Origin of the sequence: Mesobacillus foraminis (genome assembly GCF_004340465.1) — a bacterium.
Classification (GTDB): Bacteria; Bacillota; Bacilli; order Bacillales; family Cytobacillaceae; genus Mesobacillus_B; species Mesobacillus_B foraminis.
In genome coordinates this window covers 221,318-235,456 of record NZ_SLVV01000006.1, presented here as the reverse complement: position 1 = coordinate 235,456, position 14,139 = coordinate 221,318, and the positions used below count along the sequence as shown (strand labels likewise).

The 14,139-nt window shown below is 41.9% G+C and carries 22 protein-coding genes; 2 read left to right on the top strand and 20 right to left on the bottom strand.

The window, feature by feature from the left end; translation table 11 throughout:
* Positions 1–13: 13 nt before the first annotated feature.
* From EV146_RS12335 to EV146_RS12295, 10 genes are all read right to left on the bottom strand, one after another.
* Positions 14–280 carry a hypothetical protein gene (locus tag EV146_RS12335; RefSeq protein ID WP_132006436.1) on the bottom strand — a complete coding sequence of 89 codons (267 nt, stop codon included), beginning with the start codon at positions 278–280 and terminating at the stop codon, positions 14–16.
* A 14-nt stretch (positions 281–294) separates the two neighbouring features.
* The gene (locus EV146_RS12330; protein WP_132006433.1) at positions 295–552 is read right to left on the bottom strand and encodes a SunI/YnzG family protein; all 258 of its coding nucleotides are present in this window, start codon (positions 550–552) and stop codon (positions 295–297) included.
* Positions 553–609: 57 nt separating this feature from the next.
* Entirely contained in the window at positions 610–1,119 is a 510-nt protein-coding gene (locus tag EV146_RS12325; RefSeq protein WP_132006431.1) for a hypothetical protein, read from the bottom strand.
* Between the two features lie 192 nt (positions 1,120–1,311).
* Positions 1,312–1,482, bottom strand: coding sequence for a Fe3+ hydroxamate ABC transporter substrate-binding protein (locus EV146_RS12320; RefSeq protein WP_132006428.1), 171 nt, complete (start codon positions 1,480–1,482; stop codon positions 1,312–1,314).
* Between the two features lie 116 nt (positions 1,483–1,598).
* On the bottom strand, positions 1,599–2,357 hold the full coding sequence (locus EV146_RS12315) for an HAAS domain-containing protein (RefSeq protein WP_132006425.1): 759 nt from the start codon (positions 2,355–2,357) through the stop codon (positions 1,599–1,601).
* A complete protein-coding gene (locus tag EV146_RS12310) occupies positions 2,354–2,686 on the bottom strand; it encodes a PadR family transcriptional regulator (RefSeq protein ID WP_121612328.1) in 333 nt (110 codons plus the stop codon). The genes EV146_RS12315 and EV146_RS12310 overlap by 4 nt, the downstream gene beginning before the upstream one ends.
* Positions 2,687–2,986: 300 nt before the next feature.
* Positions 2,987–3,235, bottom strand: coding sequence for a hypothetical protein (locus EV146_RS12305; RefSeq protein ID WP_132006422.1), 249 nt, complete (start codon positions 3,233–3,235; stop codon positions 2,987–2,989).
* 25 nt (positions 3,236–3,260) lie between these two features.
* Complete coding sequence (locus EV146_RS27565; RefSeq protein WP_199232678.1) at positions 3,261–3,416, bottom strand: hypothetical protein; 156 nt, start codon at positions 3,414–3,416, stop codon at positions 3,261–3,263.
* A gap of 64 nt (positions 3,417–3,480) precedes the next feature.
* Positions 3,481–3,933 (bottom strand): GNAT family N-acetyltransferase, encoded by a 453-nt coding sequence (locus EV146_RS12300; RefSeq protein ID WP_199232677.1) that lies wholly within the window; start codon positions 3,931–3,933, stop codon positions 3,481–3,483.
* 84 nt (positions 3,934–4,017) lie between these two features.
* Complete coding sequence (locus EV146_RS12295) at positions 4,018–4,419, bottom strand: hypothetical protein (RefSeq protein ID WP_132006415.1); 402 nt, start codon at positions 4,417–4,419, stop codon at positions 4,018–4,020.
* 463 nt (positions 4,420–4,882) lie between these two features.
* Here EV146_RS12295 and EV146_RS28160 point away from each other — a divergent pair, with 463 nt between their 5' ends.
* Positions 4,883–5,011, top strand: coding sequence for a hypothetical protein (locus tag EV146_RS28160; RefSeq protein WP_258235921.1), 129 nt, complete (start codon positions 4,883–4,885; stop codon positions 5,009–5,011).
* Positions 5,012–5,064: 53 nt separating this feature from the next.
* Here the strand turns inward: EV146_RS28160 and EV146_RS12290 are convergent, their stop codons facing one another.
* The 4 genes from EV146_RS12290 to EV146_RS27870 form a co-directional block, all read right to left on the bottom strand.
* On the bottom strand, positions 5,065–6,420 hold the full coding sequence (locus EV146_RS12290) for a TrkH family potassium uptake protein (RefSeq protein WP_132006412.1): 1,356 nt from the start codon (positions 6,418–6,420) through the stop codon (positions 5,065–5,067).
* Between the two features lie 562 nt (positions 6,421–6,982).
* Positions 6,983–7,342, bottom strand: a complete 360-nt coding sequence (locus EV146_RS12285; protein WP_132006409.1) for a hypothetical protein — start codon at positions 7,340–7,342, stop codon at positions 6,983–6,985.
* Between the two features lie 102 nt (positions 7,343–7,444).
* On the bottom strand, positions 7,445–7,975 hold the full coding sequence (locus tag EV146_RS12280; protein WP_132006406.1) for a hypothetical protein: 531 nt from the start codon (positions 7,973–7,975) through the stop codon (positions 7,445–7,447).
* Between the two features lie 291 nt (positions 7,976–8,266).
* Positions 8,267–8,323: a hypothetical protein gene (locus tag EV146_RS27870; RefSeq protein WP_241993911.1), complete on the bottom strand. Its 57-nt coding sequence runs from the start codon at positions 8,321–8,323 to the stop codon at positions 8,267–8,269.
* Between the two features lie 230 nt (positions 8,324–8,553).
* Here EV146_RS27870 and EV146_RS12275 point away from each other — a divergent pair, with 230 nt between their 5' ends.
* Positions 8,554–9,582, top strand: coding sequence for an acyltransferase (locus EV146_RS12275; protein ID WP_158287086.1), 1,029 nt, complete (start codon positions 8,554–8,556; stop codon positions 9,580–9,582).
* Between the two features lie 33 nt (positions 9,583–9,615).
* Here EV146_RS12275 and EV146_RS12270 read toward each other — a convergent pair whose 3' ends face one another.
* The 6 genes from EV146_RS12270 to EV146_RS12245 form a co-directional block, all read right to left on the bottom strand.
* Positions 9,616–9,807 carry a hypothetical protein gene (locus EV146_RS12270; RefSeq protein WP_121612322.1) on the bottom strand — a complete coding sequence of 64 codons (192 nt, stop codon included), beginning with the start codon at positions 9,805–9,807 and terminating at the stop codon, positions 9,616–9,618.
* An 88-nt stretch (positions 9,808–9,895) separates the two neighbouring features.
* Positions 9,896–10,111 carry a DUF2187 family protein gene (locus EV146_RS12265; protein WP_121612321.1) on the bottom strand — a complete coding sequence of 72 codons (216 nt, stop codon included), beginning with the start codon at positions 10,109–10,111 and terminating at the stop codon, positions 9,896–9,898.
* Positions 10,112–10,254: 143 nt separating this feature from the next.
* Entirely contained in the window at positions 10,255–11,262 is a 1,008-nt protein-coding gene (locus EV146_RS12260; RefSeq protein ID WP_132006400.1) for a FecCD family ABC transporter permease, read from the bottom strand.
* Positions 11,259–12,266 (bottom strand): FecCD family ABC transporter permease, encoded by a 1,008-nt coding sequence (locus EV146_RS12255; protein ID WP_132006398.1) that lies wholly within the window; start codon positions 12,264–12,266, stop codon positions 11,259–11,261. The genes EV146_RS12260 and EV146_RS12255 overlap by 4 nt, the downstream gene beginning before the upstream one ends.
* A gap of 61 nt (positions 12,267–12,327) precedes the next feature.
* On the bottom strand, positions 12,328–13,242 hold the full coding sequence (locus EV146_RS12250; protein ID WP_132006397.1) for an iron-hydroxamate ABC transporter substrate-binding protein: 915 nt from the start codon (positions 13,240–13,242) through the stop codon (positions 12,328–12,330).
* Complete coding sequence (locus EV146_RS12245; RefSeq protein WP_132006395.1) at positions 13,196–14,038, bottom strand: ABC transporter ATP-binding protein; 843 nt, start codon at positions 14,036–14,038, stop codon at positions 13,196–13,198. Before EV146_RS12245 ends, EV146_RS12250 begins: the two co-directional genes overlap by 47 nt.
* Between the last annotated feature and the right edge of the window lie 101 nt (positions 14,039–14,139).

The following is a 14,139-nucleotide window of genomic DNA, read 5'->3' as shown; positions in this document are numbered from 1 at the left end:
TCGATACGAAATTTTATGCAATCATATGAGAGAGATAAAAGTAAAACACATATAGGCCAATTGAACCCATGCAGGCTGATAACACTGCGATCGACAAATAAGGATGATAGTCTTTTTGTTTTCTATTCATAATTAAATATATAATGCTGTAGACAATACCGATGACGAAAGAGCCCAGCCAGAACGGGTTGATCAATGAAAAGGAACTAAAGCTGAACAGAAAATTGATGATGTAAAAAAGATTGGCCAGCAGCAATAATATCAACATTGCTTTTTTCAAAATGGGGTTCTCCTTTAAGAATTGATTACTTTTACGATTTTAGATTTATTGGAGGTAAATAACAGGTAGCTTTGTGACCTAGTTTTAATCAGGATTCGGTCGGTAGATGCATATGGATGCCCAATCCGGATGGCGTTTGTCTCTTTCCCGCCATAAGTGTCATCTTCTGCAACATCCGTTATTTCGTGAAGTGGAATTTTAATTTCTGCAAATTGCCATCTAATGATTAGTTCATTTTCTAATTTTTCAACATTTATTCCCGCAGTAAACATAGGAATCAGGCCTTTCCCTTTTTGTAAAAAACCATTGAGGTCCCAAACTTTCGCATGCTAGATCTTTTTTACAATTATGTACATTTGTTTTTGAAACTGCTTGTTGAGTTCGCGTACTTTCGCTTCATTGGTTTCTGTCTCAAGACTGGTACAAAGGTCATCCGCGATCTGTTTCCAGGAATCAAACTCTTTCCTTAACCCTGCATCCTTGATTTCCTTTTTGAAGTGTTCGGCATAATAAAGAGTTGACTTGGCAAGGGCAGCACTTGAATTTGCACTCTCCTGATCCCTCTGTTCTTCCCAGCTCTTTACTGTTTCTTGAACAAACATTTTCAGCGACTCATATTCGGCATCTTCCACTTTGCCACCTTGAGCTTGCAGCCTGTTCTGGGCGTCCTCCGTCTTTCCAGCTGAAGTTTCGTTTGCTATGAGACTCACTTCTTCATAGGCCTCGTTTTCATCGATCACTGCATCAATCTCCACTTTCCCTTCTTTCGTTTCAAGAAGAGCTCCGGCAGCAAAGACAATCGTTGCCACGGCCAAACAAACAATCAGTTTCAACCCCATGAGATGTCCCCCCTGTATCTGTAACATAAATGTAACATATAGGAGTCGAAATTTTAAGATAATTCTTACCCACAGGGCAAAAATCCTTCCTTAACTGACGATTGTAAATTGTTCCATTGGTACCGTTATTTCTCTTTTGCCTTCCCGGAATCCTTCGTCCCGGTTTAAACACAGATTATTTAAACAATACTTTTATGTCTGTTCCCTGTCACAATCCAGGCATGTAATCTGTCCCATATGAGTTAAAAATGCCTTGATTTCAGTCATTCCTCTCTTTTCAGGAAAACGCAGCTTGATGATGACTTCTTCGTTGCCCTGAATTTCTTTTCCGCACATCGAACATTTAGTTTCTAATTTAAACATCCCTAGACCTCCCGTCTTCTGTTGATTACTACGAATAAAGTGCTGAAAAGGTTTCCTTATTTTTCTAAAAACAATCAAAAAAAGGGCTCCAACGCCCTTTTCTGATTAACACCTTATTAGCTGCTTTTTTCTTTTTTCTTTTCCATCCTTAACACGGAAAGCAGGTAAATTCCAATGCACAAAGGCACAATGGTCACTGACAGCATAAGTTTTGTATTTTCCTGATAATCGGTAAAGCCAATAAGTACCTCGGGTAAAAAAAATACAATCGGAAGAATAATAGACACCCAGCTTTTGCTCCAAATCGCAATGAAGATAAACATCAGGAGGGAAATAAAAATTGCAGCTCCTTTTGCTGCTGGTCCGAAATGGATCGCTGGAGCCCCCAGCCAGTCATCCAAATAGATTACCCCAATAAATAAAGAAATGGGTGTTGCAGCAATTATGCCAAAAACAATAAATTGTTTCAGTTTAGGAATCTTGTTACTTGCCAGGTACTTATAAAAAAGAGCTGTGAGGAACAACGTCATTAGAAAGACCGCAGGATAGCCAATTAAATCAATCAGGGAGTATTGCAGCTGCCCCCGGATAGCATCCCCCATCAATATGTAGGAAAATGCCCCAAGCATAAGTATGGGCAGAAATTTTAGCCCACCTTTAAGATCAAAAGGCATTTCCCCTGCCAGCTGACCCATATACTCTTTGGGTGTCTTTCCTATGATGTCCGTAACGTCTTTGCCGTCCTTTTCGGCGTTTTCTAGATGATCACCCAGTTCACTGACAATCTCCTCTATCTCTCCCTCATACTTTCCGCTTGCCAGCAAATACACCCTCAGGTTCTCTAAGAATTCCCTGCTTTCACTTGAAACCTTCACCTTAAATCATCCCCCTTTAATAAATGATTGACACTCGTTGAAATCGCCTTCCATCGATCCTTGAAATTCTCCAGCTCTTCCTCCCCTTTTTCTGTGAGAGAGTAGTATTTTCGCTTGGGGCCACCTGAGGGAAGCTCTTTTTGGACAGCGGTCACAAGCCCCTCTTTTTTCATGCGGAGCAATAAAGGGTAAATGCTTCCTTCACTCACCATCGTAAACCCATAGGCATTCAATTTTTCCGTCATTTCATAGCCATAAGTTTCTCCTTTGGAGATAATCGACAACAGGCAGCCCTCTAAAATTCCTTTTAGCATTTGACTTGAAGACAACAATTTTTCCTCCTTTACAAGGAATCGCCTCTATCTTGTTTTACAAGATAGTTAATTAAACAATAAAGAAGCAGGGCATTCTTTATCCCAGCGGTAAACCTTATCTTAACTATATTGCAATACAAGGTAGAGAATTAAAAAAAAATCATACACTGGTTTGCCATGCGGCCAAGTAGAAAAAGAATCTGCTACGTGGAAACTACCTTGTATTACAAGTTAGTTATAACTTAACATACATTTTTGACTGTTTCAACCCATTTTATGGATATTTTCTGAAATGCATATTAAGCTACAATCTGGTCAGTCCTTCCTGATATTCGCAGCATAAAAATAAGCCGCGCTTCCCATCATCATGCCTCCGCTGATTCCCATGATCGTACCTGCTATTTCCCACTGCATGCTTAACAAGATTCCTGCCATAAAAAGAATTAATCCACTTATAAATAATATGAACCCAGTTTTCATCATATCCCCCTTGACCATATTCGTAAAAGTCATTCCAACGTAAAAGGCGGGCAAGGACACACAGACTTGCCAGTTCGTTTTCATGTTCACCCTTAAGCTTTTTATATGTTTAATTTTGAGAATGATATTTTATTATAGCAAATAATATTTTTTCTATTGTTTCTTCGCTTCTTTTTAAGAACTGATAGATTCCGCTTTCACCAGCCACTTTACCTGCTGATCTTGACGCGCCAACCATTCCTCCTCTTCCTTTTAATGGTAACATTTATGGTCGCTTTAAGAAACTCTAAGCTTTGTGAACTATATTCCTATTGTCGCAGAAATACATTTCAGCATTGCCTTAGCTTGAGTGCCATGGGCGTAAATCTCATTCCATTCACTGTCTGCTCCTGGTCACGTTCCACAAAACCGAGACGGCGATAAACTTCTACGGCAAAAGGAGAGGAATTAACGGTAATTTCGCGAATCTGCAGATTTCCCATACAGCGTTCGATCACTTGCTGCAATAATTTTCTAGCGGCCCCGCGCCTGTGGTACTCTTTTTTTACGAACAAGAGGCATATATGAGTAACATTTTTTGTTGCAATAATCCCGATTAGTTTCCCTTCTTCAATACAGCCCCAGAAGAGCATTTCTCCTTTATCAAACCTCTCCAGGACCGAATGGATAGAAGTAAACTTTTTAAATTCCTCAATTCCCTTCGCGGTATAATCGGGGGCATCAAATTCCAGAAACACCGTCCATGCCAGTTCGAGGGCAGCCCTGATATCATTTCTATGCAATTTTATTATATCCAGAATGAATCACCTTTCTAAACCTGTTTCATCTATGCAAACAGATAACTTACACGGTCACCGTTCAGCCTGTTAATCTTTTTGTCTGGTAAAATCCTGATGGTACACTGTTATGTTCTTTCTTTGCTTGTTGTTCATTATGGGAGGAAGCAAGGGTTCAACCTCTGCAATAAGCAGGTTTTTAAGTATATTCTCTTTAACAGGCCCGATTCCCTGGATTTTATTTAGAATAATTTTGAGTTCTTTGCTTTTAATGAGTTTCCTTACAATTCCGCTTCCGTTGTATTGTTTTTTCCCCATGGTAAATGTAAAAATAAAATTCATCTCCACATAATTTGACAGCTCCGGAAGGCCCAGTCCCTCATAAATGGGAGGAAAGATATGAGTAATAGGCTCTTCGATAAAAGAAAAAGAGGAAAGGTTCAAAAAGATCACCACATTCAAGTACGTTATCGTTCTTATCAGTATAGCCATATTACAGCTACTTCGTCGGTGCATTGAACAAAAAAAGAATACGCACCATCAGTCGGTACATAGCCTTTGTAAAAACAACACTTAACCGTTTCGACTAACTGTCTGCCCTTTTCTAGATATCGTTTTTCAGAAACTCTTAATGAATGCCCCCATATTCCTCCAGGGACCTTCCTTTTGTCACCGGAACTAACTATTTAATTAATGATCGGTCAAGGAGGTTAGGGGACCTCCATAAACGGGAATCATACTGCAGCATATTTGAAAATAGCCATCTGTGGATATAATATCCATCCCCCCCCTCAGAGGGCGGACTAAACCTTCGGAACACACTGGGGAAATTATATAAAAAAAGAGCTTGAGGCCATCGGGTAAATTAATTTCTAGATTTTAACAAAAATAGGTTTAGTTACATTGAAACAGGGAATAGATAATAAATTCGATCCCCCGAAAAGGAGGAGGCTAAATGGAACTGGTAAATAACGAACAAAAGATCATGGAGCTTGTTAAGATGGCAATGAACTCATCTGTCAGCAAGAAGGATTTTGAGCAATACATAAAATATAAACGTTTGGTGTTACTATCCAAAAAATAGGACACCTGCTCATAAAAATGCAATGGACCTCAAAGGTTCATTGCATTTCATGTTTATCCCAGCAGAATTTTCTCTTCCGCATAGCGGATTTTCGCTTTCTTTTTCGAATGAATGGCTAACGCAAAGGCCATCGTCAGTGGACCCAGCCTGCCGATAAACATCATAACCGTAATTAAAATCTTTCCAATTGGGCTCAAGTCCATGGTTAAGCCGGCACTCATCCCTACTGTTCCGAAAGCCGACACGGTTTCAAAAGCGATTTCGGACATTTCCGCTCCCTTTTCCGTTATCGTTAGTAAAAAGAAAATCACAAAGATAAAAATGACACCGGAAACCGCAATTGATAATGCCCTGGATACAAGGGAAGCAGGGACTCTGCGCTGAAAAATATTAATGTCTTCCCGGTTGGTAATGACAGCAGCCAGTGCTAAAAGCAATAAAGCAAAGGTGGTGACTTTTATTCCGCCTGCTGTAGACCCGGAGGCTGCCCCAATAAACATTAAGCCCATCATATAGACCTGGGAGCTTAACGTCATCTGCCCAATATCGATTGAGTTAAAACCTGCTGTCCGGGGAACAACTCCCTGGAAGTAAGCAGCCCACCATTTATCGGACAAGCCTAATCCTCCCAGCGTAGCGGGATTGTTATATTCCAAACCGAAAATGATGACTGTGCTAAAAACGTTAAGCACTAAGGTAAAGAATAAAGTCACCTTTGTATGGAGGGACAGCTTCCTAAAGTTCCTTTTCTCAAAAACATCGGCAACAACATAAAACCCGATTCCTCCAAGGATTAACAAGGCAGTGATCACTATATTTACAGTGGGATCCCCGACCCATTTACTAAGACTGTCGGCTTCCAACCCGAATCCGGCATTATTAAAAGCAGAAATCGAGTGAAAAATCCCGTAATAAATGGCCCGTCCCCAGCCCATTTCCTGTGACCAGCGAATCGAAAGCACAATGGCTCCAATGGCTTCAACAATCAAGGTAATAATAATCACGCGCTGAACCAGTTTAATAATGCCCTGAAGGGAAAATGTGTTTAAAGACTCCTGCAGCAACAGCCTTTGTTTTAAGCCAATCTTTTTCCCCAGAATAATAAACATCAGTATGCCGCTGGTAATAAATCCCCAGCCGCCGAGCTGGATGAGGATCAGCAAAATTATTTGACCAAACAAAGTAAAAGTGGTTCCCGTATCAACCACAGCCAGCCCCGTGACACAAACTGCCGAAGTCGCTTCAAACAAAGCATCGATCAGGCTGAGATGGTGCCTGTCTCTTGTAGCAGCCGGAATCATAAATAAGCAGGTTCCAATGAAAATCAGCCCCATAAAACCAAGAACAAGGATATGGGCGGGCTGAAGGGTAACGGACTTAAATCCCTTTACATTTCTTAGAAAAGACATCTCTTTATCTCCTAAATATTTATAATGGGCTGTAATTCTTTTTAATAATATTTCATTGTTCCTAAATATACAACTGCCAGCTGCATTCAGTGCCCCACCAATCAATTCTATTTGCAGTATTTCTAAAAATCTTTATTTAGGAGGATAAGTTTTTAAATCTGATCGCGATCTATTTGAATAGGCTCCGCCGTTTTAAAATTAAATAAAAGGATCTTATACTTCAAAAATCCAATTTAATATCCAATTTCTCCTTTTATATTTCAAAGTGGCCGTTTTATTTTCCAAGCACCTCGCTGCAGCACCGGGCACCCTGTTTATTTTCAATCCAAGCATCTTATTTTTCAAATCCCATGATTTATTCGCCAATTTCGCTCTTTTATTTTCCAAAGTGACTCTTTTATATTTCAACCAGGCCTTTTATTTTTCAAACACACTACCGCCTCATCCTTGGCCCTTTTTATTTTTCAATCCAAGCCCCTTATTATTCAAATTCCATATTTTATTTGCCAATTCCGCTCTTTTATTTTCCAAAGTAACTCTTTTATTTTTCAGCCTGGACCTTTTATTTTCCAAGCACTCTGCGGCCGCACCGGGTACCCTGTTTATTTTCCAAACCAAGCCCCTTATTTTTCACATTCCACGTTTTATTAGCCAATTTCACTTTTTTATTTTTCAAAGTGACTCTTTTATTTTTCAACCTTGCCCTTTTATTTTTCAAGCACCTGCAGCCGCATCCGGCACCCTGTTTATTTTTCAATCCAAGCCCCTTATTTTTCAAATTCCACGATTTATTATCCAATTGGGCTCTTTTATTTTTCAAAGTGACTCTTTTATTTTTCAGCCTGGACCTTTTATTTTTCAAACACACTACCGCCGCACCCAGCACCCTGCCTTGCTTCCTCTCTTTTAATGAAATCAACATTTCAACCCCTCCATTCTTGATACACTATATGTACCTTCTGAATTTTGAAAGGAGGATGAACAAATCTCTTTCCATAAAAAAAGAGCCCGGACTGGACTCGCTTCATTTAAACGAATTGGCTATATCAGCCAGCACCTCTGGGGGCACTTGTCTGGAACCCCTCTTATCGATGCTTAAAATATACTGCCATCCATCTCGTTCAAAAATGAATAAGTTAAAACTCCTAATCAGTTCTGTCACGTATACTCCCTTCCCGTCATTGAGTTTAAATGTCTTGGCAACATGTTCTTTATCCACTTTTAACCCATGTTCCTTCGGCTTAATATGAATCATGTAGTGAAGTTCGGGCCGTTTTTCATTGAGATATTCCACTTCAAAACCATTACTGGAACCCAGGTTGTTTGTACATCTTCCTAAGTAATGCGTAAATGAAATTGGCGGCAATTTATAAGGCAATTCAATTTTCTGCTGAAAATGGTCTTCACAGAGATTCAACGCTTCCTCCGCCGGCTTGTATCCAATCTCGAAAAACCCTTTTTCTACCGGCGGCGAGTCGTAGTAATCCGCGCTTACGCCTACAGTTCCAAAACAGGCTATATTAAATAAGAGAAGGAGCAAGAATTTTACCTTCATACAATCCTATCCTTTTCATTGTAGTAATGTAGGTTCCCCCATATATCACCTATTCATAACATGAACCTTCACTTTCCCGAATGAACTACCCACCGTTTTCAATTGAATTCATTGAAAAAAATGTTTATAATTTAACTAGATAGTCCATATAATAAAAAAGAGCCCTGGGTGCAACCAGGACTCTAATGTACAGCAAACTGCATAAAGAGCAGCGGCGTCAGTGGCAAAGTGACAAAGCTACCAAAAAGTAACCTGATCCAATTTACTCACATGGCCGGTGGTAAAGGGGGGTTACTTTTTTTGTGTAACCGTGATAATGGCAACGATCAGTGATGCGAAAGAAATCATGATCACTAATGTATCCGCTACTGAAATCACCAGCGTCACCCCCTTTCGTCAAGGGAATGGCCGCTGCCCACTATACCGTATTGCTGTACACCTTCATTATACCAATTTAACCAAAAAATAGAATATTTATTTCACCGCTTACATTTTTCTTTTAGGCCAATGCTCATAACGCGGTTCAGTTAGGAAATAATAACAGAACTGGACTTATGCACAGAGACAGAGGGCTGAAAATGGATAGAAACTATGCAATCGATTTTATAAAATTTTTTGCAATCGTAGCGGTCGTCATCATTCACACATTCCCAAGCAACCACCTTCTTGGGTTCTTTTTTCTCGATAACTTCTCCCGATTTGCTGTGCCCTTCTTTTTCACAGCCTCAGGCTATTTGTTCGGTCTGAAGACCATCCAGACCCCCGTCTCTTATCGTTATTTTCGGAAATACCTTTTTAAAATCCTTAAAATATATGTTTGCTGGCTGATTTTCTATATTCTTTACGATGTTATACGAGCATACTGCGAAGGTTCAACAGTAGCACAAACCGATTACTTTAAAGATTTAACCCTGCTGAATGTCCTGTATTATGGTCAGGGCACGAGCGGCTACCAATTATGGTTCGTCATTTCCCTGGCGTGGAGCATTTCTGTTGTTTACTTATTTTTCAGGCTGAAGAAAATAAGGCTGCTTCTGATCGTGAGTCTTTGCTTAAACCTTGCAGGTCTGTTTGGCCAATCCTACTCGATTTTCTACGAACTTCCGGTACATACCAGCAGGGATGCCCTATTCATTGGGTTATTTTATACGACAGCTGGGTTCTGGATTGCTTTGGGCTCCCCTTTTACTCAGCTGAAGGCATTAAATAAAAGGACATCCTTTTATTTATTCTGCCTCTTCTCGGGTCTTCAGGCTGCCGAGGGGTACCTATTGGAAAAAGGATTATCAGCGAGGCACGGAGAATATTTTCTTAGCACCATATTTCTCACGGTGTTTTTGTTCTTATTCGCACTTCAATTTAAGCAACTGGGGAAAGAATTATGGATCACTAAAATTGGAGGCAATGCACTGGGAATTTATGCGATTCATGTCTTATTTATAGACATAGTCGATATGCTTTTGGAGGCTGCCGGCCTTGGGCATATATCCCACAATCTCTTCTGGAACATGCTGGATGCCCTGCTGGTCTTTACTTTATCTTATGCCGCCTATCAATTCCTTCAACATGCCAAGAAGCGCCTGGGAGTCGCCGGAAGAGCAAAATAGGAGTGTTTCCCAGGCTGCAAACAGAAAAATGACCTACCCTTTGGGCAGGTCCAGTGCCTGATAGGCGGACTGATACTTTCCTCCAGCGGCAACCCTGGAATGATATAACGCCTTTAAAGCAAATCCTTTTTCAAGGTTATGCTCTTTCATCAAGTCTTTCAATTCTTTCTGTAATTCTTTGTTCTCTTTCACAAGCTTGTTCATTTGAGTTTGAAGGTACTTCACGCGACCTCACCTGCACACGTAATTTTTTTTGCCGGATTGCTCCGGGGCTTCCGCAAATGCCTGCCCCCTGGTTCAGGTATAATGATGTTTACTTCGCCAATTTATAATTTTTATGATTCACAACCGTTTTAATCGGTTCGTTCTTCTTTGGATTCCTTCCGATTTCCACAATGACGGAGTTTTCCCTGATGGCTACAACCTTTCCCTTTTTCCCTTTTTCTTCCCCTTTTTTAATTTCAATCATATCCCCGATGTCTGCCTTTTTTATACTTTCCGCCTTAGTTTCAGCTTGTTCTGCTGCCATCTTGAATCCCCCTCTTTTTTAAAAGATATCCGTGTTCCATTAGTATGACCCTTATCTGTCCCCGCTAACAATGGCAATTGTTGCACTGTACAACAAAAGCCGCATAAAAAAATGCTGCCGGCTGTGTTTCCCGGCAGCATGGGTTACTTGCGCATCAGCAAATAGATGAAATATGGAGCTCCAATCAATGCCGTCATGATTCCTGCCGCGATTCCCTCCGGTTCAAGAAGGTTCCGTCCGATTGTATCAGCGAAAAGCAAAAGCCATCCGCCTACAAGGATCGCGATGGGGAGAAAAAGCTGATACCTTGGCCCGATCAGTGCTTTTGCCAGATGAGGGGCCATCAGTCCGATAAAGGCAATTCCTCCCGTTACCGACACCGCTGCCGCAGCCAGTGCTACTGCAGTCAAGAGCAGGACAAGCCGTTCTTTTTCAAGAGACAGACCAACCCCTATTGCAACTGGATCATTCAAACTGAGCAGATTTAATTTATTTGCTTTGAAAAGTGTATACGGTATTAGAACAATCAGCCAGGGAAGAATAGCCCATACAAACGGCCAGTCAGCACCCCATACATTTCCTGCCAGCCATTTGGCGATAAAATCCACTTTTTGCTGCTCCGCTGATGAAATGAGAACAATCATCGCCCCTGAGAGCGCCATGGAAAACCCGATTCCGACCAGGATTAATCGTACGGGCTGGAACCCTATTCCCTTTTTATAAGAAAATAGATAAATCAAAATCGCTGTAATCAATGCGCCTAAAAAGGCCACAGCTGGCAGCAAATAGGCGAAAGAAGTCGCATCTAGCGGGAAAAACAAAAAGAATACGGCCACACCCACTCCCGCTCCGGAATTGATGCCGATAATCCCAGGGTCAGCCAGATCATTTCGGGTAAGCCCCTGCAAGATAGCTCCAGAAACGGCCAACGCCATCCCGGCAAGAAGGGTAATGACGATTCGGGGCATCCGGATGGAAAACAGGACGAATTCTTCCTTAAATGTACCTTGTCCCATGAGTGTGGGCAGGATCCGGTTATAGGAAACAGACGAGTAGCCCAATCCAAGGCTTGCTACAATCGTCATGACAATGAATACGACTAATCCAATGATGATGAATCTGTGTTTTTTTATGATGGATGGATGAATCATAGAACGCCCTTCCCCCCTTTATGGACAATGAACAGGAAGAATGGCAGGCCCAGCATCGAAACAATGGCATAAACAGGTGTTTCATACGGGGCATTAATGGTGCGGGCAAGTGTGTCAGCCAGCAGCATAAAAGAGGCACCGATAATGGCCGACATTGGAAGGACAAACCGATAATCCGTCCCGACCATCCTCCTCACAATGTGTGGAACCATTAAACCAATGAAAGCCATGTTGCCGACGAGCGCCACGGAAGCTCCGGCAAGAAGGACGATGACGATGAATAAACTGATTTTAACAATATTGGTTTTTTGACCCAAGCCGACCGCAACCTCCTCATTTAAACTGAGGATTGTCAGCTGCCTGGCGAGATAAAGCGCTACGGCCATTCCTGCCACGATGAATGGGACGATTACTTTCAGCTGGCTCCAGGACGCGCCGAGCAAACCGCCAGCCGTCCACATGGAAACATCCTTGGAAATATTAAAATAAAGGCCGATCCCCTCGGCTATTGCATACAAAAAGGCGGATACGGCAGCACCAGCCAGGACAATTCGCAACGGTGAAAAGCCGCCCTTTTTCATGGCCCCAATCCCAAACACCAGAATGACTCCAATTGCGGCACCGATAAAACAGGCGATAGTAATTGCCAAATAGCCGGCTGAAGGACTAAGAGCCAAAATTAAAGCCAGAGCCGCATTTGCTCCTGACGTCAAACCCAGAAGTCCCGGGTCGGCAAGGGGATTTCTAGTCAGACCCTGCATGATGGCACCAGAAACCGAAAGCGCCGCACCGACAAAGGTAGCCGCCACTTCACGGGGCAGGCGGATTTCCCGTATCATGGTGATTGTGTCCGTTTTGACATTTGAGGCTATAGCCAGCCAAACTTCTTTTATACTAGTATCCGCTGCACCAAGGATCATGGCAATCATAAAAGAGCCGAAAAGCCCGCACATACCAATGATGAACCAAAGCGACAGGGGTATGAAGCTGTTCTCTTTCAACATAAGCATCTCATCTTTCTACTATGTAGAAGAGGAATTCCTTTTACAGAATCCCCCTGCTATCCTATTTGTTTAAGAATGATTTCTTAAAGAACTCAAGCTGGTACTCCAGGCTAATTGGATCATTAAAGTAAAATTCTTTTGCATTTACCTCAAAGACCTGATTATTTTTCACAGCTGGGATATTCTTATAGGTTTCTGTTTCCTGGAAAGAAGTGTCTCCCTCGGCATTTTTGCTGAAGATCATGTAATCCCCCGCATAATCTGTCAGAACCTCCGGGGAAATCGCATAGTACCCTGGTTTAAGCGCTGTTTCTTTTACCTTTTCCGGCATGTTCAATTTCATTTCCTGATAGAGGATTTCTGTACCCCTCGCCCAGTATTCGCCGAATACATAAAGCTGTTTATCAAAATTCTCGATAACCGAAACTGTTGCATCCTCGCCAATCTTGGCTTTGATTTCTTCCCCGGCGGCCTTGGATTCCGCTTTAAAATCTTCAATCCACTTCCTGGCTTCCTCTTCTTTATTTAAAAGCTTGCCGATTTCTAAATGCTGATTCAAATAATCCAGCTTTCCATATGTGAACGTAACCGTAGGAGCAATCTCCTTTAATTTATCTGCATTTTTAATATTGGACAAGCCAATAATCAAATCTGGATTCAATTCAATGATTTTCTCGAGGTTTTCATCCGTAACTTCTTCCACGTCTTTTAATTGTTCAAAGCGCGGATTCATCTTGGACCAGGAATCAACCCCGACGATATCAACATCAAGTGCCATTACATTGCCGGCAAATGACGAAAGGACAACCACTCTTTCAGGGTTGGCAGGTACTTCAACGGGACCGTTCTCAGATTCGTAAGTGATGGTTTCAGGTTTGTCCGCCTCTTTTTTCTCTTCGTTTTTTTCGGTAGTCTGTCCTCCGCAGGCACTAAGAATAAGTACCAGTATAAGCAGGAATGGCAGTAATTTTTTCATGTTTTTCTTCTCCTCTAAGTAAGTTATATGTGATGCACATAGGTTTTTTTGTGCGTGGATCCTTTCCAATTTCTGCATCGATCTGGAAAACTTTCCTGAGCACGTCCCGGCTGATGACTTCTTCGCCTGTCCCGGTCTTCACGATTTTTCCATCTTTCATTGCGATAAGATGGTCAGCAAAGCGTGCAGCCTGGTTCAGGTCATGAAGCACCATGACGATGGTCCGGCCCTGCTCCTTATTTAGCTTTTGAAGAAGCTCCAGGATTTCAAGCTGATGGGCCATATCCAGGTAGGTCGTCGGCTCATCGAGAAAAATCATTTCCGTCTCCTGGGCCAGCGCAAGCGCAATCCAGACACGCTGCCTCTGTCCGCCGGATAAAGAATCAACCGGGCTGTATTTATATTCTTCAATTCCGGTGACCTCCATTGCCCAGTTGATAACGTCCTGGTCCTTCTTAGTGAGCCTTCCAAAGCCCTTTTGATAAGGAAAGCGTCCGTATGAGACGAGTTCTCCGACTGTAAGGCCAGCAGCACTCTCTGGGGTTTGCGGCAGAATGGCCAGCTTTTTAGCCAGGCTTTTTGTATCCTCCCTGGTAATGCTGACACCATCAAGGATGATCGAGCCTGATTGATGGGAGATAATGCGAGACATTGCTTTAAGGAGAGTCGATTTCCCACAGCCATTCGGCCCAATGATAATGGTTATTTTCTGATCAGGAATATCGATGGACAAATCCTTAACAATTGTTTTTTCTCCATATCCGACTTGTAAATGTTCTGTATAAAGACGAACCATTATCATACCTCCAATCTGTTTATTTTTCTCATCGATCATATTTTCATTGATAATGATTATCAGTATCGTTTACAATAAAACTATAAATCGATTAACGGCAG

What these genes read in the sequence shown, in the direction of transcription:
- EV146_RS12255 (WP_132006398.1), bottom strand. Translation starts at nt 12,266, where the DNA reads ATGTTGAAAGAGAACAGCTTCATACCCCTGTCGCTTTGGTTCATCATT.
- EV146_RS12245 (WP_132006395.1), bottom strand. Translation starts at nt 14,038, where the DNA reads ATGGTTCGTCTTTATACAGAACATTTACAAGTCGGATATGGAGAAAAA.
- EV146_RS12330 (WP_132006433.1), bottom strand. Translation starts at nt 552, where the DNA reads ATGTTTACTGCGGGAATAAATGTTGAAAAATTAGAAAATGAACTAATC.
- EV146_RS27565 (WP_199232678.1), bottom strand. Translation starts at nt 3,416, where the DNA reads ATGTTACCATTAAAAGGAAGAGGAGGAATGGTTGGCGCGTCAAGATCA.
- EV146_RS12265 (WP_121612321.1), bottom strand. Translation starts at nt 10,111, where the DNA reads ATGGCAGCAGAACAAGCTGAAACTAAGGCGGAAAGTATAAAAAAGGCA.
- EV146_RS12260 (WP_132006400.1), bottom strand. Translation starts at nt 11,262, where the DNA reads ATGATTCATCCATCCATCATAAAAAAACACAGATTCATCATCATTGGA.
- EV146_RS12325 (WP_132006431.1), bottom strand. Translation starts at nt 1,119, where the DNA reads ATGGGGTTGAAACTGATTGTTTGTTTGGCCGTGGCAACGATTGTCTTT.
- EV146_RS12275 (WP_158287086.1), top strand. Translation starts at nt 8,554, where the DNA reads ATGGATAGAAACTATGCAATCGATTTTATAAAATTTTTTGCAATCGTA.
- EV146_RS12320 (WP_132006428.1), bottom strand. Translation starts at nt 1,482, where the DNA reads ATGTTTAAATTAGAAACTAAATGTTCGATGTGCGGAAAAGAAATTCAG.
- EV146_RS12285 (WP_132006409.1), bottom strand. Translation starts at nt 7,342, where the DNA reads ATGTTGATTTCATTAAAAGAGAGGAAGCAAGGCAGGGTGCTGGGTGCG.
- EV146_RS28160 (WP_258235921.1), top strand. Translation starts at nt 4,883, where the DNA reads ATGGAACTGGTAAATAACGAACAAAAGATCATGGAGCTTGTTAAGATG.
- EV146_RS12280 (WP_132006406.1), bottom strand. Translation starts at nt 7,975, where the DNA reads ATGAAGGTAAAATTCTTGCTCCTTCTCTTATTTAATATAGCCTGTTTT.
- EV146_RS12305 (WP_132006422.1), bottom strand. Translation starts at nt 3,235, where the DNA reads ATGAAAACGAACTGGCAAGTCTGTGTGTCCTTGCCCGCCTTTTACGTT.
- EV146_RS12290 (WP_132006412.1), bottom strand. Translation starts at nt 6,420, where the DNA reads ATGTCTTTTCTAAGAAATGTAAAGGGATTTAAGTCCGTTACCCTTCAG.
- EV146_RS12295 (WP_132006415.1), bottom strand. Translation starts at nt 4,419, where the DNA reads ATGGCTATACTGATAAGAACGATAACGTACTTGAATGTGGTGATCTTT.
- EV146_RS12250 (WP_132006397.1), bottom strand. Translation starts at nt 13,242, where the DNA reads ATGAAAAAATTACTGCCATTCCTGCTTATACTGGTACTTATTCTTAGT.